The sequence below is a fragment of the Nostoc sp. PCC 7107 genome (genome assembly GCF_000316625.1).
Taxonomy (GTDB): domain Bacteria; phylum Cyanobacteriota; class Cyanobacteriia; order Cyanobacteriales; family Nostocaceae; genus Nostoc_B.
Genome location: NC_019676.1, coordinates 2,393,091 through 2,416,938, shown reverse-complemented (window position 1 = coordinate 2,416,938; position 23,848 = coordinate 2,393,091). Strand labels below are relative to the sequence as shown.

16 protein-coding genes are annotated in these 23,848 nt (G+C 40.9%); 4 read left to right on the top strand and 12 right to left on the bottom strand.

Annotation, left to right across the window (positions count from 1 at the left end; genetic code table 11):
• Nucleotides 1-87: 87 nt before the first annotated feature.
• Nucleotides 88-726: a hypothetical protein gene (locus NOS7107_RS10370; RefSeq protein WP_015112924.1), complete on the bottom strand. Its 639-nt coding sequence runs from the start codon at nucleotides 724-726 to the stop codon at nucleotides 88-90.
• Between the two features lie 224 nt (nucleotides 727-950).
• Between NOS7107_RS10370 and NOS7107_RS10365 the strand changes: the two genes are divergently transcribed.
• A complete protein-coding gene (locus NOS7107_RS10365; protein ID WP_015112923.1) occupies nucleotides 951-1,547 on the top strand; it encodes a hypothetical protein in 597 nt (198 codons plus the stop codon).
• A 94-nt stretch (nucleotides 1,548-1,641) separates the two neighbouring features.
• Here the strand turns inward: NOS7107_RS10365 and NOS7107_RS10360 are convergent, their stop codons facing one another.
• From NOS7107_RS10360 to NOS7107_RS28980, 7 genes are all read right to left on the bottom strand, one after another.
• Entirely contained in the window at nucleotides 1,642-2,421 is a 780-nt protein-coding gene (locus NOS7107_RS10360) for a photosystem II S4 domain protein (RefSeq protein WP_015112922.1), read from the bottom strand.
• A 44-nt stretch (nucleotides 2,422-2,465) separates the two neighbouring features.
• Nucleotides 2,466-2,966, bottom strand: coding sequence for a hypothetical protein (locus NOS7107_RS10355; RefSeq protein ID WP_015112921.1), 501 nt, complete (start codon nucleotides 2,964-2,966; stop codon nucleotides 2,466-2,468).
• Between the two features lie 133 nt (nucleotides 2,967-3,099).
• Nucleotides 3,100-3,498, bottom strand: coding sequence for a hypothetical protein (locus tag NOS7107_RS10350; RefSeq protein WP_015112920.1), 399 nt, complete (start codon nucleotides 3,496-3,498; stop codon nucleotides 3,100-3,102).
• Nucleotides 3,499-3,622: 124 nt separating this feature from the next.
• Nucleotides 3,623-5,863, bottom strand: a complete 2,241-nt coding sequence (locus tag NOS7107_RS10345; protein WP_015112919.1) for a TolC family protein — start codon at nucleotides 5,861-5,863, stop codon at nucleotides 3,623-3,625.
• Nucleotides 5,864-5,967: 104 nt separating this feature from the next.
• Nucleotides 5,968-7,527: a circadian clock protein KaiC gene (kaiC, locus tag NOS7107_RS10340; protein WP_015112918.1), complete on the bottom strand. Its 1,560-nt coding sequence runs from the start codon at nucleotides 7,525-7,527 to the stop codon at nucleotides 5,968-5,970.
• Between the two features lie 77 nt (nucleotides 7,528-7,604).
• The gene (kaiB, locus tag NOS7107_RS10335; RefSeq protein WP_015112917.1) at nucleotides 7,605-7,931 is read right to left on the bottom strand and encodes a circadian clock protein KaiB; all 327 of its coding nucleotides are present in this window, start codon (nucleotides 7,929-7,931) and stop codon (nucleotides 7,605-7,607) included.
• A gap of 120 nt (nucleotides 7,932-8,051) precedes the next feature.
• On the bottom strand, nucleotides 8,052-8,633 hold the full coding sequence (locus NOS7107_RS28980; protein WP_015112916.1) for a KaiA family protein: 582 nt from the start codon (nucleotides 8,631-8,633) through the stop codon (nucleotides 8,052-8,054).
• Nucleotides 8,634-9,309: 676 nt separating this feature from the next.
• Here NOS7107_RS28980 and NOS7107_RS10325 point away from each other — a divergent pair.
• Nucleotides 9,310-12,648, top strand: a complete 3,339-nt coding sequence (locus NOS7107_RS10325) for an ATP-binding protein (RefSeq protein ID WP_015112915.1) — start codon at nucleotides 9,310-9,312, stop codon at nucleotides 12,646-12,648.
• Between the two features lie 39 nt (nucleotides 12,649-12,687).
• Here the strand turns inward: NOS7107_RS10325 and NOS7107_RS10320 are convergent, their stop codons facing one another.
• Both NOS7107_RS10320 and NOS7107_RS10315 read right to left on the bottom strand, forming a co-directional pair.
• The gene (locus NOS7107_RS10320; protein WP_015112914.1) at nucleotides 12,688-14,565 is read right to left on the bottom strand and encodes a glycosyltransferase family 39 protein; all 1,878 of its coding nucleotides are present in this window, start codon (nucleotides 14,563-14,565) and stop codon (nucleotides 12,688-12,690) included.
• Between the two features lie 144 nt (nucleotides 14,566-14,709).
• Nucleotides 14,710-15,342, bottom strand: coding sequence for a hypothetical protein (locus NOS7107_RS10315; protein ID WP_015112913.1), 633 nt, complete (start codon nucleotides 15,340-15,342; stop codon nucleotides 14,710-14,712).
• A 691-nt stretch (nucleotides 15,343-16,033) separates the two neighbouring features.
• Between NOS7107_RS10315 and NOS7107_RS10310 the strand changes: the two genes are divergently transcribed.
• Together NOS7107_RS10310 and NOS7107_RS10305 are read left to right on the top strand one after the other, a co-directional pair.
• Entirely contained in the window at nucleotides 16,034-16,366 is a 333-nt protein-coding gene (locus NOS7107_RS10310) for a DUF565 domain-containing protein (RefSeq protein ID WP_015112912.1), read from the top strand.
• 37 nt (nucleotides 16,367-16,403) lie between these two features.
• The gene (locus tag NOS7107_RS10305; RefSeq protein WP_015112911.1) at nucleotides 16,404-17,441 is read left to right on the top strand and encodes a glycerate kinase; all 1,038 of its coding nucleotides are present in this window, start codon (nucleotides 16,404-16,406) and stop codon (nucleotides 17,439-17,441) included.
• A 109-nt stretch (nucleotides 17,442-17,550) separates the two neighbouring features.
• Here the strand turns inward: NOS7107_RS10305 and NOS7107_RS10300 are convergent, their stop codons facing one another.
• Together NOS7107_RS10300 and NOS7107_RS10295 are read right to left on the bottom strand one after the other, a co-directional pair.
• Nucleotides 17,551-18,534, bottom strand: coding sequence for a PleD family two-component system response regulator (locus NOS7107_RS10300; protein ID WP_015112910.1), 984 nt, complete (start codon nucleotides 18,532-18,534; stop codon nucleotides 17,551-17,553).
• Entirely contained in the window at nucleotides 18,531-23,234 is a 4,704-nt protein-coding gene (locus tag NOS7107_RS10295; RefSeq protein WP_015112909.1) for a PAS domain S-box protein, read from the bottom strand. The genes NOS7107_RS10300 and NOS7107_RS10295 overlap by 4 nt, the downstream gene beginning before the upstream one ends.
• Between the last annotated feature and the right edge of the window lie 614 nt (nucleotides 23,235-23,848).

The following is a 23,848-nucleotide window of genomic DNA, read 5'->3' as shown; positions in this document are numbered from 1 at the left end:
ACTTACCCGTGAAATTTCGGCTTAAAGTATAAAGTTAAAGTAAAAGTTTTATTGTCTGCGGCATAATCACCTGATAAATCAGCAATATTACGTAGTTGATGCTTGAAGTAAATTCTCTCCCAAGTAGATAGCGCGGATATCAGCAGGTAATTTGTCCTCTAGCATACGATAGCCTTCCTGGAGAAAATTGGCTACTTCGGCAGGGGCAATTCTTTCGCCTTCAGCTTGCAAATAAGCCGCTATTCGGGTTTCGCTCCAATGAAAAGTTTGCGCCATCAGCACCATCAAACGTAATATCGCTGGTAGTTGGTCTAAAGCTTTTTCTACATAGCACCATAATGGCGGAGAAGTAGCTGGTAAAGAATAATGAATGGCTTCCGTTGGCGGAAGTTCAATCTCGTTAATACAAAAAGCGGTAATGTTAATTAGCCAATTTTGTAAAGTTAAGCCTTCTTGTCCTGGCTGAGGATTGTCTAAATCCAATCCGCCAAGTTCGTAATAAATATGTCGCCAAGTCAAAGCAAACAGATAATCGGCCTGGACAGGCGATCGCGCTGAATGTTGAATTAAGGTATAGACTATCGGGCTATAACGACAAAAAATCACCGTAAAATACTTGCCAGCCTCTGGATAGCGCTGAAATAAACTCAGCAGTTCCTGGTCATTATGATGAAACAGCGACTTAACTAGCGGGTGATTAGTTTCGGGAAAATGAGGAATTTGCATAAGCCTTTTAGCTAAGAGTTGTTAAGATAATGTTTATAACAACAGCCCCAGAGTGCAACCCGTAAAATTCTGCTCGTAAAATTTTGCCCATAAAATTTTATTCAGGGTCAGTTTGCTGTCGAAGCTCAGACTACTTTAGTATTGATACACTAGAAACAAGGACTTAATCTTAGTCTTTATCAATAAAAATAAAAGCGGCTCCCTTATACAATCTTTATTTGTTCATGGTTATAGCAGCTAATGTAATGCAGTTTTTGCTTGCCCCGTTGACTTTAGGCTCATTTTTACCATCCCTGCCTTTGGATAGTTTGTTTTCTACCCAAGGCATTATGGTGATGCTGCTTGCAGCTTATGCTGGCGCTATGTGGATGTTCCTCACCAGTGCGCCCAAAGTCCACACTGTGATGGTGTCCGATTTGGAAATTGCGCGACAGTTGTATGAAGGGCTGCTAGATTTGCCAGCCGCTGAAGTGCCTTTGCACTACTACTACAACTATGAACAAACCATTGGCGCAACTGCTATTGATCCGTTGTATATGTCCACAAGTCCCAGTTGGTCTAGTAAAACAATGAATAATGCCAACGAAGGACTTTGGTATCAACTGAAGAAGAATACCCAGTTACACGTCATTACAGGCGCTAGTTTAGGCAGCAAAAATCAGCAGCGTCATGTTTGTTTTGACCGCGAATGCCTAGACATGATTTTATTACGGGTGGAAACTCGTGGTTTAAAATTCAAAATTCGCAACCAAAAGCCTTTAAATTTCTTAGTTAAAGACTATGAAGGAAGGGTTATTGAATTGGCTGAGGTAGCTAATTAACTAGACAACTGAAAAGCTGAGACAAAATTTAGAGATGTAGCATTACTACATCTCTAAAATGGTTTTGGGTAAATTTAAAACATCATTATTTGGGTTACATATATCGCGTTAGTTGAACACGGTAACGGTCTTTTTTCGTAATCGCCACCTCTCCAACTTCTAAACGTCCTTTACCGCGAATCGCCACTAAATCGCCGGATTTAACTTGAAAACTTGCTTGGGTAATATCCTTCCAGTTAACGCGTACATCGCCAGCATCGATTAAATCTACCATTTTGCTGCGAGACATACCAAAACCAGCACTGGCGATCGCATCTAATCTTAAAGAAGCCTCTACAGTTGTTAATTCTTTTTTCTTCGGTTCGCGGATTTTCAACTCACTAATATCTATCCGCTGGGTTTTCACAGGAACTGACCGCACCTGTTGCAGATTCATTTCTAAAAATTCGGCGATTTCTGGCACAACAATTACCTGTGCGCCGCGTTCGCCCAAAACAATAACGTCTCCCGTCTTCTCACGGACAATTCCTGTTCCCAGCATTGCCCCTAAAAAGTCCCGGTGAGTAGCGGTATCAAACAAAAAATTGCCGGCAACTTCTAGGACAACCAGCGCAACTTGTGATTCATCTAAGGGAAGTTCCCCACGAGCGATCGCCATTCTTTGGCGTTCTGCTTGGGGATATCCACCCCAAGCCAATAACTGCACTTCAGTTAATCGATTGAAAATTCGTTGAATTTCTGCTAATTCTGGCGGCGATAAAAAATCCGTCAACACTACTTCCCAGGTTTTGATTGCTTGTTCCGCCTGATCGATTACACGCGCAACACTATCTCGATTTTCTACACCCTTTAACAGTTCTTCTCGTGACAACATTATTAAAAGTCAATAGTCAATGGTCAACGGTCATTTATCTTTGGCTATTTAGCGTCAGCGTAACCTTGAATATTTTCTGGTTCAAACTGACGTAATATTCTGGTTGCTTGACGAGTTAGAGTTTCTGAACCCTGAACTACAATTAAGTACTTTCCAGCATCCAAGCGATTGCGATAGGGTAAAGCATCACCACTACCTGTCATCATCCCTACTCCACCACCAACAAATACAGCACCCATAGCGCCGCTACCAGCCCCCAGTAGTCCGCCAACAACGTGATTGCCAATTTCACCTGCCCAGGCAAAAGTATCTAAACCAGTGATGAGGCTGAAGGTAAAACCAGCAAAAAAGCCAAATGGCACTAGCCAAAATGCCATCAGCTTTGCTTGCTTTTTAGCTTGCTCTTGGGGATCAATCAAACCAAACTCATCAGCAGTTTTATATCCCCTACCGAGGATCATGCTATTGATGCTGTCTTTTTCTAGCGCTAGATAAGCCGCTTCAGCCTGGATACGATCTGGTAATACGGCAACAAGGTAATTCATTTATCTAATAACAGTTGTCTAAGAGAAGTTCGCCTTAATTAACAGGGTATCAGTAAAAAAGTGCTGTTAGCGTAGCGAAGCAAAAGCCAGTGTTGAGTAATGAGTGCTGATTTATTATTCTCCCCTTGTCTCTCTACTCCCCGCTCCCCACTTCCGATTTAATCGCATCCAATGGTTCACAAAAATTGTTCACACCTTGCTTGAGGACATAGATTAAAACTGGTGTCGCTAAAATTTTGGGGAAAGTTGGCATTGTTTTGAGGTGTGCCATCATCCCTAGAATAGTGTTATTCAGTAATTCTTCTCTAAATTCTGCTTCACAAATCACTGCTCGCCATTTTTTCGCTAAAGCGTCTAACCATTCAGAATTCGCCCTTTCTGGTTCTTGTCCGGCTTTGATGGCGAGTGTCATGGCTGCATCTTCTAAATCTCCTTCACAGTCTTCAATCAAATCCAGCGCTTCCATCGCTACAGGATCATCTATTAACTGAGAACGAAATAAGGCAATTTCTTGTGATGTAACTTGAGTCATGGGTAGTCTAGAGTCAATAATCCATAGTCAACAGTCTAGAGTCAATAGTCCATAGTCCATAGTCCAGAGTTAAAAAGGCTCATAACTATTGACAATTGACAATTGACTCTTGACCATTAACTAATTAACGAACTGACCTAATAGTAACCGCACGCTGTAATTGAGCTAAAGCCCGGTTGTAATTTAAGATAGCCGTGACTCGATTACCTTCTGCTCTGGTTAAGTCAGTTTCTGAGTTAATCACATCAGTTTGCGTACCCACCCCAGCTTGAAAGCGCAACCTTGCCAACCGGAGAGCTTCTCTAGCCTGTTCTAAAGCAGTATTAGCTGTTTGAACGTTATCTAAATTAGCTCGTTGGGTAGAAAAAGCCTGTTCCACTTGGAAACGGACTTGGTTACGCTGTTCTGCAAAGTTTGTTTCGGCGATCGCAATATTAGCTTTTGCTTGGGATGCTCTGGCTCGTGCTGCTCCACCATCAAATAAATTCCAACTAGCTCTCAACCCAACTGAATAACCATCAGTAATGCTGACACTATCATCGAACTGATCCAACAGGTTGTAGTTAGCCACAAAACTCAATTGTGGTAGATTAGCTGCTAACGCTTGTCGGCGCTGTTGTTCACTAATATTCCGTTGAGCCAGCTGCTGTCTTAGTTCTGGACGATTTTGAAAAGCCAGAACAATACTGTCTTCTAATGACCTGTCCCATAAACCAGCTAATTGCACTGTATCTGCTGCACTAATAGAGATATTTTGCGGCAAACTTAGGGTAGTGACTAACTGCCGACGTGCTATCAGCTGATTAGAAATTGCATTAGTTAAATCTTGTTGAGCATTAGCTAAATTGACTTGCGATCGCAAAACATCGAAGCGAGTACCAACTCCCGCACGCTCTAAAGCTTCAGCATCACGCAAACTCGCTTGGGCATTTTCCACGGCTGACTGATTAATCCGCACTTGCTCATCGGCTCCCTGCAAGTCGTAATACTGGGTACTAACGTTCAGGCGGATTTCCTCAGATTGGCGCTCCACATCCAATTCATTGAAACGTGTCTGTTCCTCAGCCTCTTTGATAGCAGCTTGCCGTCTTCCTGAAGTGTAAATGTTATATGTCAACTGGGCTTGACCATTGAAACCTGTACTAGGTTCATCATTGTTAGATCTTACCCCGGCTCGGCCACTTAAAGTATCTTGCAGCTGACTAGAAGCCGATTGACTACGAGTCACATCCGCACTGAGGTCTACGCTAGGATACAAAGCTGCCTGGGCTTCCCGTAAAGCTGCACGGCTACGTTCTAGCTGCAATACAGATACTTGTAGTTCCCGATTATTCCGTTTTGCTAATTCCAAAGCCTGTTCTAAAGTAATCGGTTGATTGCCTTGAACTGTGACTTCCTCTGCCTTTGTGGGAAATTGCAGGGAGTTGGCACTAGGAATCAGGTTTTCAGGAACTGGGACAGCACCACTAGGAGCCGGATTCACATTACTGGGAACTGGAGAATTTGGGGCTGCTTCAGTTACAGTCGGAGTAGCTGTTGGTGCTATTTCCGTTGGCGTAAAATCAGCATTACTTGGCACAGTAGTTGCATCTGGTGTCACCTCAGCCGCTGAGGGTGTTGCAGTGTTATTTTGTGCAGTCAGTTCTCCAGTCAATTTCTGCTGCTCACAACCTTTAGAGTACAAAGACAACGTAGTAGATATCCCTATTTGCTGTGAGCAACTTCGCGCTGCCAACAGTTGCGCTGCTCCTGCACCCTTAACTGCCGTTTGTCGAACTATGGGCAATTGAGTTTTTAAATTTGGCCTTGACGCTGCTGGTTGTTGAATTGCAGATAGGAAAACTGTGTTTTTTTGACTAGCAGAAGCTTGGGAAGTAGCTGAATTGACAGATGTATTATTTAATTTCTCTCTTACAGCAGTAGCTGATTTTTTTTGTTTTTGAACTTTGCGTGAATTACGCTGCTCTAAATTTTGAGAAAAATTTAAAGTAGGAGTCGCATCGACAACACCACCTTGATTTTTCTGAGATATTTGTGCAAGCGCTACACCAGGATTTTCTGCCAATGTGCCTCGGTTACTGTGATTACTTAAATTTGGCACATTGAATGTAGTCAACTCAGAATTAGAAACTGCATCTGGAAAAATCTGGTTTGCAGTTTTAGGCAGTTGCGTATTTGTATTGTCCGCCACTAAGTTGTGACTTTCACTAAAAGTCACAACACTAGAAGAGGATTTTTGTTGTATGCTACTTACCTTTACAGTTCCAGCCCAGGCGGGCTGGGTTGTTAATACCGCTGCTGTTACGCCAGGTAAGAAACTATGAAATAATTGCTGTCTTTTATGAAATAATTGCTGTCCTTTCACCGCATCCCCTCACACGAAAATCAATCTAGCGGCAGAAACCTTTTCTTCACCACAGAATATAGCACGATACTAAATTGAAGAAGGGATATAGCACGATACCAAATTTAGGAATCGGTACTCCTTTTGTCTTCAAAACTTTTGACTATGCGAGAAAGTTCTGCTTTTTCGTCGATGCTAACGCGGGTAGGCGCACCGCTGACAATCCTTTCGTAATTCCGGAAAGAATCTTTAATTTCTGGGCCGTCAGCCGTAATATTATACTCACGAATTCCCTTATCGTGCCACGAACCTCGCATTTTAAATACGTTAATTGCCCGCGACATTTCCCCACGAATTTCTACGTACTGCAACATCAAAATTGTGTCAGTAATCGTCGAAATATGTGAGTCAGTAATAGAATGAGAACCCATAAATTGGTCAGTTGTATTGGTAAAAAAACCAGTAATTTCTTCTTGTTTGGCATAACCTGTTACACCAATCACAAACTGACGAAAAGCATTATTACTCACACCTCTTGCTAAGGCTGAGAGTGAGTCAATGGCAATTCTTGCTGGTTTAAAATTAGCAATTTCCGACTTAATAATTTGCAAGTGATCTTCTAAACCAGTTGATTCGGGATAGGTACAAATAATTTTGAGTAACCCTTTATGTTCTAATTCCTCAAAATCAATTCCCCAAGAAGAAGCATTGCGTGACAGTTGAGCGCGTGATTCTTCATAAGCAAATAAAATTGCGCGTTCACCAGTAACACAACCATCTTGTAAAAATTTACTTACAAGTAATGTTTTCCCAGTACCAGTAGCTCCTGTTGCTAAAATAATCGAATCTTTAAAGAAACCACCGCCACACATCTCATCTAGTATTTTGACACCCGAAGAAACGCGGACATTAGAAGAACGTTGAGTCAACCGCATCGCTCCCAGAGGGAAGATGTTGACTCCGGCATTCGTAATTGTAAAAGGATACTCACCTTTCATGTGAGTTGTACCCCGTAGCTTGAGAATTTCGCTCGTCCGCCGACGACGTTCTCCTTCTAATACATTCCGCACAATTACCACGTTATCCGAAACAAATTCTTCAACGCCAAAAGATGCCACCGGGCCATATTCTTCCCCTCGTTCAGTGGTGATGATGGTGGTGACATTCAATTGTTTCAGGCGGGCTACAAGGCGGAAAATTTCTCGTCTGACGACTCCCACAGCTTCATACTGTTGAAATACTGCGGTGATCGAGTCAATAGAAACTCGCTTGGCTTTATATTTGCGAATCGCATATTGCAAGCGCTCTATTAATGCTGAAAGGTCAAAATTGCCGACAATATCTTGACCTTCTGGGTCTGGGGAAGCATCGAGAATAAATAACTTACCTTCATCGATTAAACGTTGTAAGTTCCAACCAAAAATATAAGCATTTTTGATAATGTCGCTAGGCGATTCTTCAAAGGTTACAAATACGCCTGGCTCATCAAAGTAAGTGATGCCGTTATACAGGAACTGAAGAGAGAATAAAGTTTTACCTGTACCAGAGGTGCCGCTGACTAAGGTAGTTCTACCTACAGGCAAACCACCATGACTAATATCGTCAAAGCCCTCAATCATTGTCCGAATTTTTTCTACACCCCCAATCGGTGGCTGATTTTGCTCTTTTTGCTCGTTTTCGCTCATTGCCGGATCGTAAATAGGGCTTTTAACCCAGTTTTTCTCTTACTAAAGGTACTAAGTTTGTCATCAAAAAATTTAGCTTAAAGGTTATGCGACTCTTCCCAGTCTTCTTCACACAGTTCTTCATACAGTAAATCTAATCCGATTAATACTCTTTCTCTGTCTGACAGATCACCAATAATTTTCCGAACAGGTGGGGGCAGAATTTTCGATAATGTTGGTGTGGCTAAGATTTTATCTTCTTCGGCTAATTGGGGATTTTTCATTACATCGATGACTTTCAGTGCATAAACACCTTGAAATTCTTGGTCTAATATGTTTTTTAGTGTTTTTAATGCCCGAACTGAGTTAGGCGTGTTACCTGCTACGTAAAGCTTGAGAACATAAGTTTTTCTGGCTTTATTCATAAAAATACAAACTTAAACATAAAAAATAAAATAAAATCTGATTTTAGTGATATTGGGGAAATACATACTTTTTTGGATTTCGTGATTGTTGTGTATATTTTGGTTGATGGGTACAATGTATCATTTAGAAATTGCACATCTATAGGCTTCACATAGGTGTGCGAGGACATCTATGAGAGTCAAACGGTAATCAAGTAATGTCTCACTACTCCTTCCTTCTAATTTTAGCTGTTTAGAAAATTCATCAATGAGTTCCATGTGAATTTCTATGATTTGAGGCACAGGAATATTAGCACAAAAAACTGTATTGATAAATTTATCAATTTTTTCTTTCAAGGTTTTGTCTGTAGTAAAGTAATCTATAAGAATCTGACGATAATCAGATTTAATTTGTTGTAACAATACCCGCTGATCCACTTGAGTCATTTGCTGAAAAACCTGTTGTGGTTTTTGCTGCTGGCACGCAAACACGTAAAAATATTGGTCTATAAAATTTTGATTAAGATTCGCTGATAACCAATTTAGTAAGTAGTAAAGTCTAGCTGTGGTGGCGACTACCAAAGTCGATGTGCTAAATTGAGCAAAATTAGACTGAAGTAAGTAACCATTGTTTGGGTTCAATGGTACTTGGGTGCCTAGCACATCTAGATTATCTAAAATTTTTTTAACATTTGGTTGGAAAAACAGTATAGGTAGTAGCATTTATATATTTAAATATCTTGCTTAATCACTGCAACCAAAGTTGGTTAAGTTGAACGAATTTTGAGAACAACTTTAGATAACCTGGCTAATAATTAAGTCAAGTTGCTAATGAATTCTCAATTACCGCTCTAGATAAACAAATTTCTACAGTGGCTCAAAAACCAATTACAACAAGTGAGCAGGAAGACTTATTGAGCGGCTGATGAGGTGTTAGTTATCGAGGGTACATGAGTTGATTGAGATTCGTGTATGTAGATCTATCAGAATATAGATTTTTTGATTTCACCCCTTGTTTAAGATACTTAAACTAACTTAGAGTATGCGCGGATTCTAAATCATTATAATTCCTCAAGGTTCTAAAGCGAATCTTTGGAGCCATAATTGTTTTAGCTGTCACTATTGATGAGAAGTAACAACACCAGTAAAACACTGTACGGTTATTTCTCCAAAGTTATAAAGTGGCAAAGGCAAATACTGACACTGGCAAAACCAAAGTCAACCAGCAAGGCTATGTCTTGAACAAGAAAACCTACCACTGCAATGGTCTTACAGCTAAAACAAGCATTGTGGAAATGAGTTTTCTGCTGAGGATATGACTGTAAGCGCGAACACTACTTACCCGATTGCCAATGCTCAAGCTAAACGCCGCTAGAGGAAGAATCAACCCCAAAGCCTTATGTCAATGCTACAGTACCCACTTTATAACTTTCTCGCAACCGTACCCAAATGCGGTGAAACAAGTACGTTAGTAGCGGCTTTAGAAGTTTTTGAGCAACAACGGTGCGATCGCTTAGTAGTAGTCAATCAACAGCAAGAACCAATTGGGTTGTTAAAATCAGCCCAGCTAACCCAAAAACTGTTGGCAGAATCGCCAGAAGATCAATACTTAGATTTGTTACAACAGCCATTGTCAATTTGGCAGCAAAGCATTTTTGAGCCTTTACAAATATTATCAGCAAGCGATCGCGTTGAGCAATTTTTGCAGTTTTTACGCGATTATTCTGCCCAATCTAACAACAATATCAATTGGACACTGGTTGATGCTGACGGCAGATTTTTAGGGTTGTTAGACAGCGGTCGTTTATTAAGATTGTTAGCCCAAGAAAAAGCCGGCATAACTACATCTGGCAAAAAATCTGCTCATTCTTTGCGGTCGTCTGACTGTGTTTCCCTAGAACCATCAGGCACTTCCAGGAGTCATACATCCAAGGTAAAAAGTCCCTGGCGATCGCGCAAAGGTCATCAACTTCAACCATTACTCCACAAACCCCTGATCAAATTACTCGAACAACTGCCCTGGCCATTGATGCTGCAAACCAGCACGGGTGAGATAGTTACCCAAAATCCCGCTTGGTGGCAGCAGTTGGGAGGTTTGAAAGATCCTGAAGATGTGCGACAACAAGTAGCAACTATCCTGTCTCCAGATATAGACAAACAACCAGAGTATGTTAGTCAAACAGTAGGGAGATTTCCCCAGAGTGAAGATGGCACATTATCCCAACTGAACCTGCATTCAGTAGAGCATACTTGGGCTGCAAAGCACGAAGCCTTGCCCCAGAACTCCACTTTTAATAACCTACAACCATCACCAGTTTCTCCCTCCAAAACCTTTAATCGCTGCTTTTTAGATCATCAGATGGGGACTTGTACCTGCGTTGTAGAAGAACAAAATGGTCAGGAACGCATCTGGCAATTTGCCAAAATTCCCTTAGATAGTCCAGAATTAAAGGCTTTGGATAGCCAGCGAGCCGAAAATTCACACCTATGGTTGGTGTTGGGAACTGATGTCACCGAACAGCAACAGTTGTGTAAAGAACTAGCGGCGAAAAATGCGGACTTGATTCAACTCAATCGCTTAAAAGATGAATTTTTAGCTTGTATTAGTCATGAACTTAAAACTCCCCTCACAGCAGTTTTAGGATTATCGCGGTTGCTCATCGACCAACAATTAGGAGAATTGAACGAACGCCAAGCCCGTTACGCCGGACTGATTCACCAAAGTGGTCGTCACTTAATGAGTGTGGTCAACGACATTTTAGATTTGACCCGGATGGAAACGGGACAGATGGAATTAGCACTCACACCGTTGAATATTCAAGCTGTGTGCGATCGCGCTCAAGCAGAAGTTACTGCTATTCACACTCACAGCAGCAAAACTTTACCCAGCAGCCCCTCGGTGCCGAAATTCACCTTGACGATGGAACCAGGCTTAGAGCAAATGGTGGCAGATGAACTGCGCCTGCGGCAAATGTTGGTACATCTGCTGTCCAACGCTTTCAAATTCACAGAAACATCCGGCGAAATAGGTTTGCGTGTCAGTCGTTGGGAAGGGTGGATTGCCTTTACCATTTGGGATACAGGAATTGGTATCCCGGAACATCAACAACATTTAATTTTTCAGAAATTCCAACAATTAGAAAACCCCCTCACCAGACAATTTGAAGGAACTGGCTTAGGGCTAGTTTTAACTAGAGCTTTAGCCCGTCTCCACGGAGGTGATGTCAGCTTTTTGTCCCAAGAAGGTAAAGGTAGCCAATTTACGCTTTTACTGCCACCCAGTCCACCAACTACAGGTTTTACTGATTCCGAAACAAATAACAAAGAAGATAGAACCCAGCAGAACCTAGGTCTCCAAAAAGCTCCTATTTCTGCCAATTCCTCAGTTCATAATCCTCAACCTCTCCCTGGCTCCTCTCAAAGATTAGTACTGATAGTTGAAGCCGTGGCGCGATATATTGAAGACCTGGCTGAAAAACTCAAAGGTTTAGGCTATCGAGTGATCATCGCTCGCTCAGGTACAGAAGCTGTCGAAAAAGCCCGACGTTTGCAACCACAAGCTGTATTTCTAAATCCTTTATTACCATTGCTTTCAGGGTGGGATGTCCTGACATTATTGAAATCTGACGCAGCGACACGCCATATACCCGTGATTGTCACCGCTACAGGGGCAGAAAAAGAGCAAGCATTTGCTAACCAAGCCGATGGTTTTTTGAGCTTACCCATAGAAAATCAGGCTTTAGCGCCGCTGTTGGAAAAGTTGTGTGCTCAACCCACAATTTCAGCTTCAGAAATGGAGACTAGTCAAACTGTTGTCAAAAACCAACCATTGCGAATTCTGAGATTGGTTAATCCAGAAATAGCGTCGATTAACCCCCATCCCTCACTGCGCGAGCATCGGGTTATAGAAGTGGATAACCTAGATCAAGCAGAACTTTTAGCAAGGGTTTGGCAATTTGATGTCATTTTATTAGATGTAGAAACTTCCTTAGCCCAAACTTATTTAGAACAATTAATTCAGCACCCGCGTTTGGTAGCGCTTCCATTGGTGACATGTGATGTTGCTACTAGTTTGGCGGCTTCTCAGATTCCAGGACTTTCGGTATTTCCTTGCTTAACACCTTTTGGCAAAAATAATCACAGTCGTACTGACAAACTAGATCCGCTATTGTCAGTTTTACAAATTGCCTCTGGTATTTGTTGCCCACCGAGTATTTTAGTTGTAGATTTGACAACACTCCATGATTTACCCCAAATCAGACGTAAACAAGTCAGAAATTATCGCACTCTGAAAAATGCTGCCCTGAATAATGTGACTGCCGAAAGAGGATCTGAGTGGTTTCAAGCGTTAATTCAGTATCTTCAAACCGCAGGGTTGAAAGCCGCAATTGGGCGATCTTGGGCAGAAGTCAATCAACAAATTCGCCACAACAGTGTTGACTTGTTGCTCATTTGCTGGGGAAAATCGCCAATTCATCAAGATGTGTTAAAAGCGCTGAAAGCATTACAGGATGCAGCTGTGAATTTGCCACCCATTTTAGTGCTTGACCAACGTTCTCATCATTATGAACCGCATTCTTCAGCAGAAATCAGTCCACACAAAAACAGCAGCCGAGATTATGTAGATCAATCATTTAGTGCGATCGCCACAGAGATTTTACCGCGCTCAATCTCAATGGAAGATTTATTGCATCATATTAATCAGGCTTTACTGCACCATCAACAGCAAAAGAGTTAATTCTTATTGGACAATCAAGAAGCTCAGATATCTAACTTCTCAAAGCATTTGGGTATCTCTTGGTTGAAGAATGAAAGAAATATCTTGCTTTGGTTGTTTCATTTTCTTGAAAGAAACTCTAATCAATTGATAAGCACCTTTTGAGGCTAAATTTTCATAATTATCAGGAGGTAAATCCATTTTAACTAGGTTTTTATGTTCTGCTAAAATTATTAAAGATGGTGCTTTGACTGGCATATTTATTTTATTTTGCAGATAAACAATGGCATCACTTGTCAATTTAATAAAGTTGACTTGTTGATGGCTGTAAAAAACTACAGTGGGTTTTTTAAAGCCTACCATGACTAATTCTTCGTTGGGTTGCTTCACCTGTGCGACAATAGCAGAAATTTCCCGTAAAGGCATCTGTCGTTCTTGATCCATCAAAAACATTGCTGGCATCAATACAACAATTAAAAATGCTACAAACCCCAACAAATTTGCAGCAATAATACCTGGCCAACGACGAGTTATTAATAAAAATGCCACACTCATAGCACCCAAAAGCCAAATAGAACCGCCTAGTTCGGTTAAACCCGAATTTTGTAGAGTTTGGCGGAAGTTCGGTGCAGCTTGATCACTTCCTAATAATTGAGCTATTTGAAATATTGCCACAGACAATGTAGATAAAAAAACTACATTTGCCCAGCCACTAGCCCAAAACAATTTATGTGGCGATCGAGAACTAGATACAAATGAGCCTGGAAAATAATCGCTCCATAATAAAGCTACCAAAATAGCAGCAGCTGGCATCAGAGGTAAAACATAGCTAGGTAGTTTGGTAACAGCAATTGTGAAAAAACCAAACACTCCCAAAAACCAAATGCAGGCAAATAAACCTAGTTGCTGCGATCGCTCTTGAACTAACCATTGCGATCGCTGCCAAAATTTCAGTCGCGCGAAGGCTGCGGGTAAATATACAGAGTATGGTGCAAAACCTAAAAGTACTACCAAAAAGTAAAAATACCAAGGCGCTGAGTGACCATTTACTACTTCTGTAAAACGGTCTATGTTGTGATAACCAAAAAACGAATTAATGTAATTCCAGCCATTATGCCAAATGACTAAGGCATACCAAGGAACTGATAAAGCCAGAATTATCAGTAATCCTATCAGTGGTCGCATTTCTCGCAAAACTTCGCCTAATTTGCCTAAGTACAGCAAAAAAGCCAAAATCACTATCCCCGGTAAGACTATACCCACAGGGCCTTTAGTTAAAATTGCCCCAGCAATTAATACATAACAAGCTAAATGCCATTTATTTGGGAGTAGGGAATGAGAGACTTTTTCTCCACTTTCCTCTTTATCTGCATAGCCGAGAAAAAAACATAACAAGGAAGAGGCGATGCACCCAGTTAGTAGCATATCCGATACACCTGTTCTTCCCCAGACAATCATTTCGGGGTTGAGCGCCATAACAGCAGCTGCGATCGCAGCTGTTAAGTAACGCCGTGTGGGGCGTTCAACTTTTGCGGCTAAGTCTTCCTTGGCCAGATGCCACTGTACAGTATAAAAAGCCAAACTAATGACTGCAATTGCCGCGATCGCCGATGGGAGACGCACCGCCCACTCATTCACACCCAAGATTGAGTAGGCGATCGCTTGACACCAGTAAATTAAGGCGGGTTTATCAAACCGAGTCACACCATTGAAAAACGGCGTAATCCAATCACCAGTGACAAACATTTGTCGGGATGCTTCCGCAAACAATGGCTCTGTTTCATCAACTAAGCCAACACTGCCTAAATTCCACCCGTAGCCAATCCAACCAATCAGCATCAACCACAAAGTCGATAAAGTCACCACTAGAGATGGACGCTGCGCTATCTTGTTGAACCATCGGTCAACAGTGTGGAAAATACTCAATTTCATCCTCATTTGGTTTTTAGTCAATGGTTATCAGTCAACAGTCAATAGTTATTAGTCGTTAACGAGTGAGATTTTGTTCTTTGATGATTTTTGCTTTGTACTAGTCGTCAACTAAACATTATTATCTATAGACTATGAACTTTTGACCTTTGACTATTGACTAAGCACCAACAGCCATTCTTTCGTTTGAGCCTTCCAAGTTGGTAGGGAAGTTTCGCCAACAACATACGGCCCCCAGTAGCGTCGAGAACCATCTTGGGCGAAGGCGACTAAAATATCTCCTTTTTCTAGCTTTAAATTGCCATTAGGTAACGAAAGCAGCAAACCTTTACTGCTACCCTCTTGAGGTGCAAAATCCCAATGGGCTGGAATATCTGAGGTAATCTTGCTACTAGCCGAGCCTTTACCTTTTAATTGCCTTGCTAGTAAAGCCAGACGCACAGGTTGATCAGTTTGATTGCTCATCCGCAAAGTCCCTTGGGCTTTGCCACTACCAGCTACATTGGGACGATTTACCAAGATAGACTGAACTTTGCTAGTGCTTTGTTCTACTTGGTTAACGGGTATTGTTATCGTACTGGAAACATTTGTCGAAGTAGCGGTAGCATCTAAAACAGGTAATTCAGAATTACCTTTTGACTGAGGCATATTAGTAGATGCTGTGTCAGAGGTATCAGGATTAGTAGTCTCAAATGACACACTTAAATCTAAACATCCCACCAGCAATCCAAGCAGCCCCAAGCAACAAGCTGTAACAGCAGCCTTACGATACACCTGAGATTTCATTTTGATATTGGTTAGAAATAATTTTTTGTTTAGTCTTGGCCAAATATTAGCCTATTCTCTGCCGTCAGGATGACAGAAATTTACTGACTTGTCTACAATAGACTCTCGTAAAATTAAGCTATACGAGGTATCATACTTATCATTTTTCTAAAATCACTCTTTGCATGATTAGTTACCTTAATTTTACTTAAAGAAGCGTTCTACCGGTTATTGTTCCATTGGGTTTTACAGTAGGGTAACAAGGTTAAGCAAATAATATTACATAAAAATAAACATTCAACCGTATAATTACATCTAAAAATTTCTCGCCTTAGCGTAATCTGAACAACAAGATAGTTATAGCTCAACCCTGAGAGATATGAGCGATAAAATATTTACATTTATTAACAATTGATGATTCCTCACACCAAAATTCTCTGCTCATGAGGCACTCGAACAAAATATACATTTAATTTAATAGTAGTTTTCCTAGGTTGGTATAAGGTAAACTGTTATACATTCAATTTTTACATTTAAATCGCGGGGTTGATTAAGCTTTTTTATCTAAAAGCCTATCTACTTGATAAATCATCGCTCCAGCAAAAATATGCAAAATAGCTAATACCTGATTTTAAAAATCACGGAATTTATCATAATATTCAAATATAGTCTTTTGACCAAATTAATTTGAATAACAAAGTATATTTAATTGATGCAAAACACTAGAATCAACAATTTATTAGATGCTATTGCTAGTAGCTTAGGACAATTATTTCGCAATCCTTGGCGGCGACTGTCAATCTTAATTATTAGTTTTTTGTTTGGTTTTTTTCTAGGCACAGCTATTTCAACAATAGCAGGACAAAAAGCCGAGTTAGACATTTTTGTAGCTGCGTTTTTAGTATTATTAACTGAGTTGATCAACAGGATATTTTATAGTCGTAACTTGTTTGCTAAAAGACCGCTGTGGTTGGAATGTCTGAATACATTGAAAGTGGGATTTACTTATAGTCTGTTTGTAGAAGCCTTTAAGTTAGGCTCCTAGAAAAATTGCTAAATGGTGGTGTTGAGGCAAATTATTGATGTATCCTTGGCTCAAAGAGATGATGGCAGAAGATTTCACCGAGTTAACTTGGCAGCAAGTACGAGTGGCGACATTGGCTGATCCGGTAAAAGCAAAGGCTTTTGATATTACACCAACAAATGTTGATGAAACGATCCAAAGGCGATCGCAATTACTCAAATCTGTTTTGCCAACTTTTCAGCAATTTTGTCAAACTAGTTTGCGTGCTAACTTTGAAGAAATGTTAGAGGTGTTGTGGGACTTGTGGCTACCCCTGGGAATGAAATTAGCCGCACACCACCAAAGTCTTAACCGTCCTCTAATTCAAGGAATTTTAGGAGTACAAGGTACAGGTAAAACTACAATGTGCCAAGTTTTATCCTTGATTCTTCAGCAGTTGGGATACCGCACTCTGAGTTGGTCATTAGATGACTTATATAAAACCTACGACGATCGCTTAATTTTATTACAGCAAGACCCCCGCTTAATTTGGCGGGGGCCACCAGGAACCCATGATATAGATTTGGGCTTAAATGTGTTAGAGCAAATTCGCCAAGGAGAAAAGGCTGTAACTGTTCCCCGGTTTGATAAATCTCTTTATGCAGGTGCAGGCGATCGCACCACTCCAGAAATTGTTACAGATATAGATATTGTCTTATTTGAAGGTTGGTTTGTGGGTGTGCGACCAATTGAGCCAACAGCTTTTGATTTAGCACCGCCACCGATTATTACCGACGCAGACAAAGCATTTGCGCGGGAGATGAATAATCAACTCAGCAATTATCTGCCATTGTGGGAACGCTTAGATAGCTTGATTTTGCTTTATCCTAGGGATTATCGCAGTTCTCTAGAATGGCGTAAGCAAGCAGAACAACAGATGGTAGCTGCTGGTAAATCAGGAATGAGTAATTCAGACATTGAAGATTTTGTCAAATATTTTTGGCGATCGCTCCACCCAGAATTGTTCCTCAAACCCATACTGAGATCGCCATCGGTTGCTGATTTGGTAATTGAAATTTGTCCAGATCGGACTTTTGGTGCAATTTACAGTTTATAGAGCATCAGGATCTACGCCCAAAGCTCGTAATTTTTCTGCGTAAACGGGCATTTTTTTGTATGGCATTAGTCATCGTGTTCTCTCCCTGATGCCTGACAGTACAAAGATATCATGCACCCCAACGAGGAATAGAGAAATTGTAAGTTGATTGCTTATTAGACAGCTGAAAGCGATCGCGCCCTTCAATTTTTGCCTGATATAATGCGCGATCAGCGGCAGAAATCATGTCTTGAAAGTCAGAACCAGGTTGAGGAATATCCGCTGCTACCCCAGCACTAATTGTCACATAACCACTGACTTGGGAATTGCTATGGGGAATTGCCAATTTTCGCACCACCGAGCAAATTTTTTCTGCTAATATCGCGGCTCCCTGCATCTCTGTTTTGGGTAAAATCACGGCAAACTCTTCACCACCATAACGCGCCACTAAATCGGCCGGACGTTTGACACTATCTTTGATGGCTTGGGCTACTTTTTGCAGACAGCGATCGCCTGCCCGATGTCCATAAGTATCGTTGTAAGATTTAAAGTAATCCACATCACACAAAATTAAAGACAAAGGTAATTGGTCTCGCGCCATCCGTTGCCACTCTTGGGAAAAATACTCTTCAAAGCGTCTGCGACTAGCTACTTGGGTTAAACCATCAATAGTTACCAACCTTTGTAATTCTTGGTTAGCCGCTTCTAGCTGTTTTTGTAGCTGAGATTGCTGAATCAAGCGTTTTACCCGCTGGCGTAATACTGGCCAGTGAATTGGTTTAGTCACATAATCAATTGCACCCGCATCAAAGGCCTGATCAACTGATTCTTGATCTTCCAAGCCAGTAATCATCAACACTGGCGTATACTTGCCTTGATCTAAAGATTGCAACTGTACACAACATTCAAATCCATCCATCCCTGGCATGATGGCATCCATCAAGACGATCTGGGGATGCAGTTGCTGAAATGCCATTAACGCTTCTATACCATCTCTTGCTTCTGCTATTTGATATCCATCTCGCTCTAAAGCAAGTCGCAGTTGGGTACGAATAAAAGGTTCATCGTCAACAATCAAAACTAGAGATTGATTTTTGTAAAAGTTGGTTTTCATGATCCCGCCTCCAGTTCTAATTGCAATCTTGTTTTGACTTGCTCATACTCTTGTTGAAGTTGTGACAAGATGTCTGCACATCCCCCAGGATCATTACTTCTGCCTTTAGCTTCTAACTGCTTACAAACTTGAGCAAGGCTGGTTGCTCCAACAGAAGCACTACTGGACTTGAGTTTGTGAGCAGTCTTCCATAAAGTTTCGGCATCTTCTTTTACCACAGATGACTTAATTTCTTGGATGAGTTTAGGTGCTTCTAAAAAATAACAGTGCAGTAGTTCTGTAAATGCTACCCGATCCCCTGCTAACATCTGACGCAAAGATTGCAAAACTTTGTGATCAATTGCAGATATTGCTAAATTTGCCGTGCTGGGTTGGTTGTCGATTGGCAAAAATGTTTGTATTGTTGGTTCTTTAGTAGGGATAAAAGGCTGACATTTACGTAGTGCTTTAACTAACTCTGCCATTTGGATGGGTTTGCTAATATAATCATCCATACCCGCCGCTAAACAAGCTTCGCGATCGCCCCGCATAGCGTTGGCTGTGATGGCAATAATATAAGGGCGAGTACTAGCTTCCCATTGCTGAGAGATAATTTGACTGGTTTCTAGTCCATCCATTTCGGGCATGTGAATATCCATCAACACTACATCATAGGGTTGATGCTGCAATGCTTGAATTACTTCTCGCCCATCACCTACCACATCTACTTGGTAGCCAATTTTTTGCAACATTAGTAGTGCCACTTTCTGGTTAACCAAGCTATCTTCTGCCACGAGAATGCGTAGGGGCATTTTCTCAGCTAAATGAATATCAAAGGGAGAAATATATGCACGAGAAATATTGGCTGGTAGCAAATTATTTCCGCAAGTATGGGTGAGGACGTAGTGAAGTTGAGATTGTTTGATTGGTTTATTTAAACAGACAACTAACCCCACATCATTAAAGTCTCTACATATTTCTGGAGTACCCAAAGAAGTTAACAGTACTAAAGGTAGATTTTGTCCACCAGGCTGTTGACGAATCGCCCGCGCTAGTTCCAGTCCATCAATTTTCGGTCTTGGCAGATCGAGAATGGCAATATCAAATTCCATTCCTTGAGCCAGCAAAGCTAAAGCTGCTGCACTTGATTCAGCAATATATGTTTGCATTTGCCAGAACTGCACTTGCAAACTGAGAATTTTGCTGTTGGTAGGATTATCATCCACGATTAACAACCGTTTACCAGCCAACTGAACTACAGAAGTAGTCACTTCGCTTGATGGGGCATTGGTCAGGACTGTGCTAGTAATTGTGAAATAGAAAGTAGCACCATGATGGGAGAAAGTGGATAAAACAGGCTTGCTATTTTGCCATCCAGGATCAGGATTGCCACCAATACAGCCGCGACTTTCAACCCATAAACTACCATTCATCATCTCACTCAGGCGTTGGCTAATCACTAGTCCTAGTCCCGTACCGCCGTAGAGTCTGGTCATGGAGGCATCTGCTTGGGCGAAGGGTTGAAATAACCTTGCCATTTTCTCTGGGGTGATGCCAATACCTGTATCTTGGATGCTAAACAGAATTTTACAGCTAGTGTCGAGATTTTGAGTTTCTAGGTGGTTGGCGTACACAGAAAGGACAACTTCTCCTTGTTGGGTAAATTTAATGGCATTGTTGAGCAAGTTCATCAAAACTTGGCGCAAGCGTGTAATGTCACCGATTATTTGTGTTGGTACTTGGGGATGGATGAGGTAAATCAGTTCAATTTGTTTTTGGGCGGCTTTTGGGGCTAAAAGGTCGATTACTTGTTCCACACAAGCTTTTAAATCAAAGGGTTTTTCTTCTAGTTCCAGTCTGCCAGACTCAATTTTAGAGAAGTCGAGAATGTCATTAATGATGGTAAGTAAGGCATCGCCGCTGGTATGAACGGTTTCTACAAAATCGCGCTGTTGGGGGGTTAAGTCTGTATCTAATAGCAGTTCTGTCATACCAATGACAGCATTCATTGGGGTGCGAATTTCATGGCTCATCATGGCCAAAAATTCACTTTTGGCGCGGTTAGCTGCTTCTGCTTGACGTTTTGCTTGTTGTAGGGCAAAGTTTTTTAAAGTAAGCTCTTCGCGTTGGCGGGTTTCTTGTTCTAATAAATGGGCTTGGGCAAGGGCAATGCCAACTTGTGCGGCTACTGCTTCTAATAATTCAATTTCTTCTGTTTTCCATTGGCGAAAATAGCTGCACTGATGCAGGCCAATCGCACCGTTAGGTTCTCCTTGATAAGATGTACGGACTGCTAACATGGACTTCAAGCCAATGTTTTGACAAATTGTTTGCGCTTTTTGGAGTAACGGGTCAGCATATACATCATCAGAAGTGATCGCTTTATCCTCGGTTATCATTTGCTCGGCATGAGGATTGCCGATTACCGGAATTTCCACTGTTTCCTGACAAGTGTAGGTGGGAAAATTATTATACTCTGCTACTAAGGGAATTCGTGGTATGGGGTCGCTAATATAAGAATGAATTAGGCAGCGTTCAGCTTGAAATGCTTGACCAATTTGGACGGCGGCGGTGGCAAAGATTTCTTTGCTATCGAGACTTTGACGAATTTGTTGGGTAATTTGTTTTAACAGCAGTGTTTGATGTAATTGTCGTTGCAATGCTTGTTGTGCTAATACTCTTTCTGTAATGTCATGATTAAAACTGACACTGGCGATCGCTTGCCCTTGTTCATCTTGTAAGAGAATGACTGTAGTTTCGCAAATTCCTTGAGTGCCATCTTTGCTGATAAATTCAAGTTCCCCAGACCAACGTCCCTGCTGCTGAATATCTGGCAAAATTTGCGGTATGAGTTTATTCGTTACTTCAGGTTTATATAAAATACTTGTACTTCTGCCCAATATTTCGGCTTTGCTGTAGCCAAACATCCACTCAGCCGCACCATTCCAGTCAATAATTTTTCCGGTTAAATCAGTGATGATTACGCCATCGTACATGTTTTCAAAGATCAGGGCTTGGCGCTGCAAAGTTAATTCTGCTTGTTTGCGATCGCTAATATCGGTGTGAATGCCGATAAAATGACTTAACCTACCAGCGTCATCATAAATAGGAGAAATGCTCAATTCATTCCAAAATAAACTGCCATCTTTGCGATAGTTACGTAACAATACTTGGCAACTCTTCCCAGCTTTCATGGATGTTTGCAGTTGTTGAATTGCTGGTTGTAGAGGATCTGTACCCGGCAAAAAAGCGCAGTTATAGCCAATAATCTCCGCAGAACTATAGCCTGTGATTAGCTCAAAGGCGGGGTTAACGTAAATAATTGGTTGATTAGGCAGTCTAGCATCAGCAATTATAATTCCATCACTAGCAGCTGCCAGGGCGCGTTCCCGCAATCTGAGAGTTTCTTCTACTAATTTCAAATCTGTAATCTCAAACATAAACCCCCTAAGCATCATGGGGGTTCCAGTGTTTTTGACAACATTGACAATGTCTCGTAACCACACAACTCGCCCGCTGGCGGTTAGCATTCGGTATTCAAATTCCTGGTTTTCGCCTTTCGCCATTGCGTCTTGGTAAATCCGCATCGCCTGTTCCCGATCATGGGGATGCAGATGATTCAGCCAAAAATTTTCCTGATACCATTCTGCTAGGGGATAGTTCAATAAAGCTTCTGCTTGTGGCCCAATATATGTAAAGCACCAAGTTTTGACATCGAATTCCCAAGGAATTACTTTTACTGTTTCTAATAATTCTCGCAGGTGAGTTTCACTGGCACGTAAAGCAATTTCAGTTTTTTGCTGCTTCCAAATTCGGTCTGTTAGTTCTTGATTAATAGCGGCTATACGCTTGTATTGCAGTTCACTACTTTGAGCAAAATAAATAGATAATGCCCATGTGCTGGCAATGAGTAACCCAGAGATTAAAACCACTAATGGCAGAGGCGATCGCAAGTCGGTTAATAATTCTAGAGAAGGATAGATGACAATTTGCCAGTTGTTTCCATATAAGTTAAGGCTGACTTGTTGTTGCCAATTTAATAGCTGCTTTGGTAATGAGTTCTGTCCGTAAATTAATTTATCATCCTCAAAGACCCTAATTTGATACCCTGGGGGCAAATGTACCAGAGAATCTAGTAAGGATTGAATGGGAAAAACTCCTACGATAAAGCCATCAAATTGCTCACCAATCCATAGCGGCAGATATGCGAAAAATCCTTTCTTGCCTTGAATAAGCTCAAGTGTGGGCGTAAAGTTTGTTTGGCGGCTGTTGCGTGCTGCTTCTAGTGCTGTGCGTAATTGAGGTTTTTGAGTTATTTCTAAAGTCTGGGCAATTTGATAGTTAACTTCGGGTACCGTCCATCTCACCTGCAATGATGGGTCAATCCATCCTAAAGTTTGATATCCTCCAAAATCTTGGATGTAGGCTGTTGCTTCTGTTTGCCATTTTCTCTGATCCAAATTATCATACAGTTGCCAGTTTTTGCCCATGCGCTCTAGTGCCAGAATTCGCATATTTACTTGGGCTGCTAATTCAGTTTTAATGGCGATCGCTTGTTGTTGAATAAGTTGTTTAATATCATGTTGCTCTTCAATTAATAGCTTCTGCCAAAGCAGAACTACTGCGATTGCAACAACAAGACCCACCACCAAGGGCAGCAACTCTCGTTTGCTGAAAATTTTTCTTGCTGGGAACTGATGATATCTGGGCCGCCTAACCACTTATTCATCCTCTAGCACTTTCGGCATGTGTCTAAATGATTATTACTATTAATTAAAATTATGAATATTTTACAATATCCACATTTTCAAAATTTATTTTTTCTGGTATTTTTTTCAGAAAATAGTTAAATTTTCCTTATGTTTTTTATTTCTTCAGTATCTAATACTTGTATTCAAAAGACAGTAATTAATTTTTCAAAAGAAATATTAACAAAAATCTATTTTTGTTAACGATGATTTTTCATATTTGTTAAATGTAGTTTTTCATTTATTATATCTATCCTGTTGTTAACCCAATATTTGAAAATTTTTCAAAATTAGATTGAGACAAATTGATCAACCTGATATTTGCTGTAGATTTAATCAAAAGCTATGATAACGAAATTCTCAAATGAAGAAACAAAATCTCGAAATAAAAGAGTTTTAATTTCCAGCATTGATTCCCAGGGACATTTATCAAAGTGTTTGTTTTTATAATACCTAAATTTATAGCTCGTGAAGTAGGTAGCAGCATAATTACTGTTATGAATTCTTAGCTTTTACCTCATTGATTAGAAAAATACTGTAACTTTCATAACAATATACATAACTGCATCAACGTTTTGTGTTAGAAG

Excerpts from the sequence above, each read along its gene's own strand:
- NOS7107_RS10350 (WP_015112920.1), bottom strand. The coding sequence starts at position 3,498 with ATGACTCAAGTTACATCACAAGAAATTGCCTTATTTCGTTCTCAGTTA.
- NOS7107_RS10325 (WP_015112915.1), top strand. The coding sequence starts at position 9,310 with ATGTCAATGCTACAGTACCCACTTTATAACTTTCTCGCAACCGTACCC.
- NOS7107_RS10320 (WP_015112914.1), bottom strand. The coding sequence starts at position 14,565 with ATGAGGATGAAATTGAGTATTTTCCACACTGTTGACCGATGGTTCAAC.
- NOS7107_RS10365 (WP_015112923.1), top strand. The coding sequence starts at position 951 with ATGGTTATAGCAGCTAATGTAATGCAGTTTTTGCTTGCCCCGTTGACT.
- kaiC (WP_015112918.1), bottom strand. The coding sequence starts at position 7,527 with ATGAGCGAAAACGAGCAAAAAGAGCAAAATCAGCCACCGATTGGGGGT.
- NOS7107_RS10355 (WP_015112921.1), bottom strand. The coding sequence starts at position 2,966 with ATGAATTACCTTGTTGCCGTATTACCAGATCGTATCCAGGCTGAAGCG.
- NOS7107_RS10300 (WP_015112910.1), bottom strand. The coding sequence starts at position 18,534 with ATGAAAACCAACTTTTACAAAAATCAATCTCTAGTTTTGATTGTTGAC.
- NOS7107_RS28980 (WP_015112916.1), bottom strand. The coding sequence starts at position 8,633 with ATGCTACTACCTATACTGTTTTTCCAACCAAATGTTAAAAAAATTTTA.
- kaiB (WP_015112917.1), bottom strand. The coding sequence starts at position 7,931 with ATGAATAAAGCCAGAAAAACTTATGTTCTCAAGCTTTACGTAGCAGGT.
- NOS7107_RS10315 (WP_015112913.1), bottom strand. The coding sequence starts at position 15,342 with ATGAAATCTCAGGTGTATCGTAAGGCTGCTGTTACAGCTTGTTGCTTG.
- NOS7107_RS10370 (WP_015112924.1), bottom strand. The coding sequence starts at position 726 with ATGCAAATTCCTCATTTTCCCGAAACTAATCACCCGCTAGTTAAGTCG.
- NOS7107_RS10310 (WP_015112912.1), top strand. The coding sequence starts at position 16,034 with ATGCAAAACACTAGAATCAACAATTTATTAGATGCTATTGCTAGTAGC.
- NOS7107_RS10360 (WP_015112922.1), bottom strand. The coding sequence starts at position 2,421 with ATGTTGTCACGAGAAGAACTGTTAAAGGGTGTAGAAAATCGAGATAGT.
- NOS7107_RS10305 (WP_015112911.1), top strand. The coding sequence starts at position 16,404 with ATGTATCCTTGGCTCAAAGAGATGATGGCAGAAGATTTCACCGAGTTA.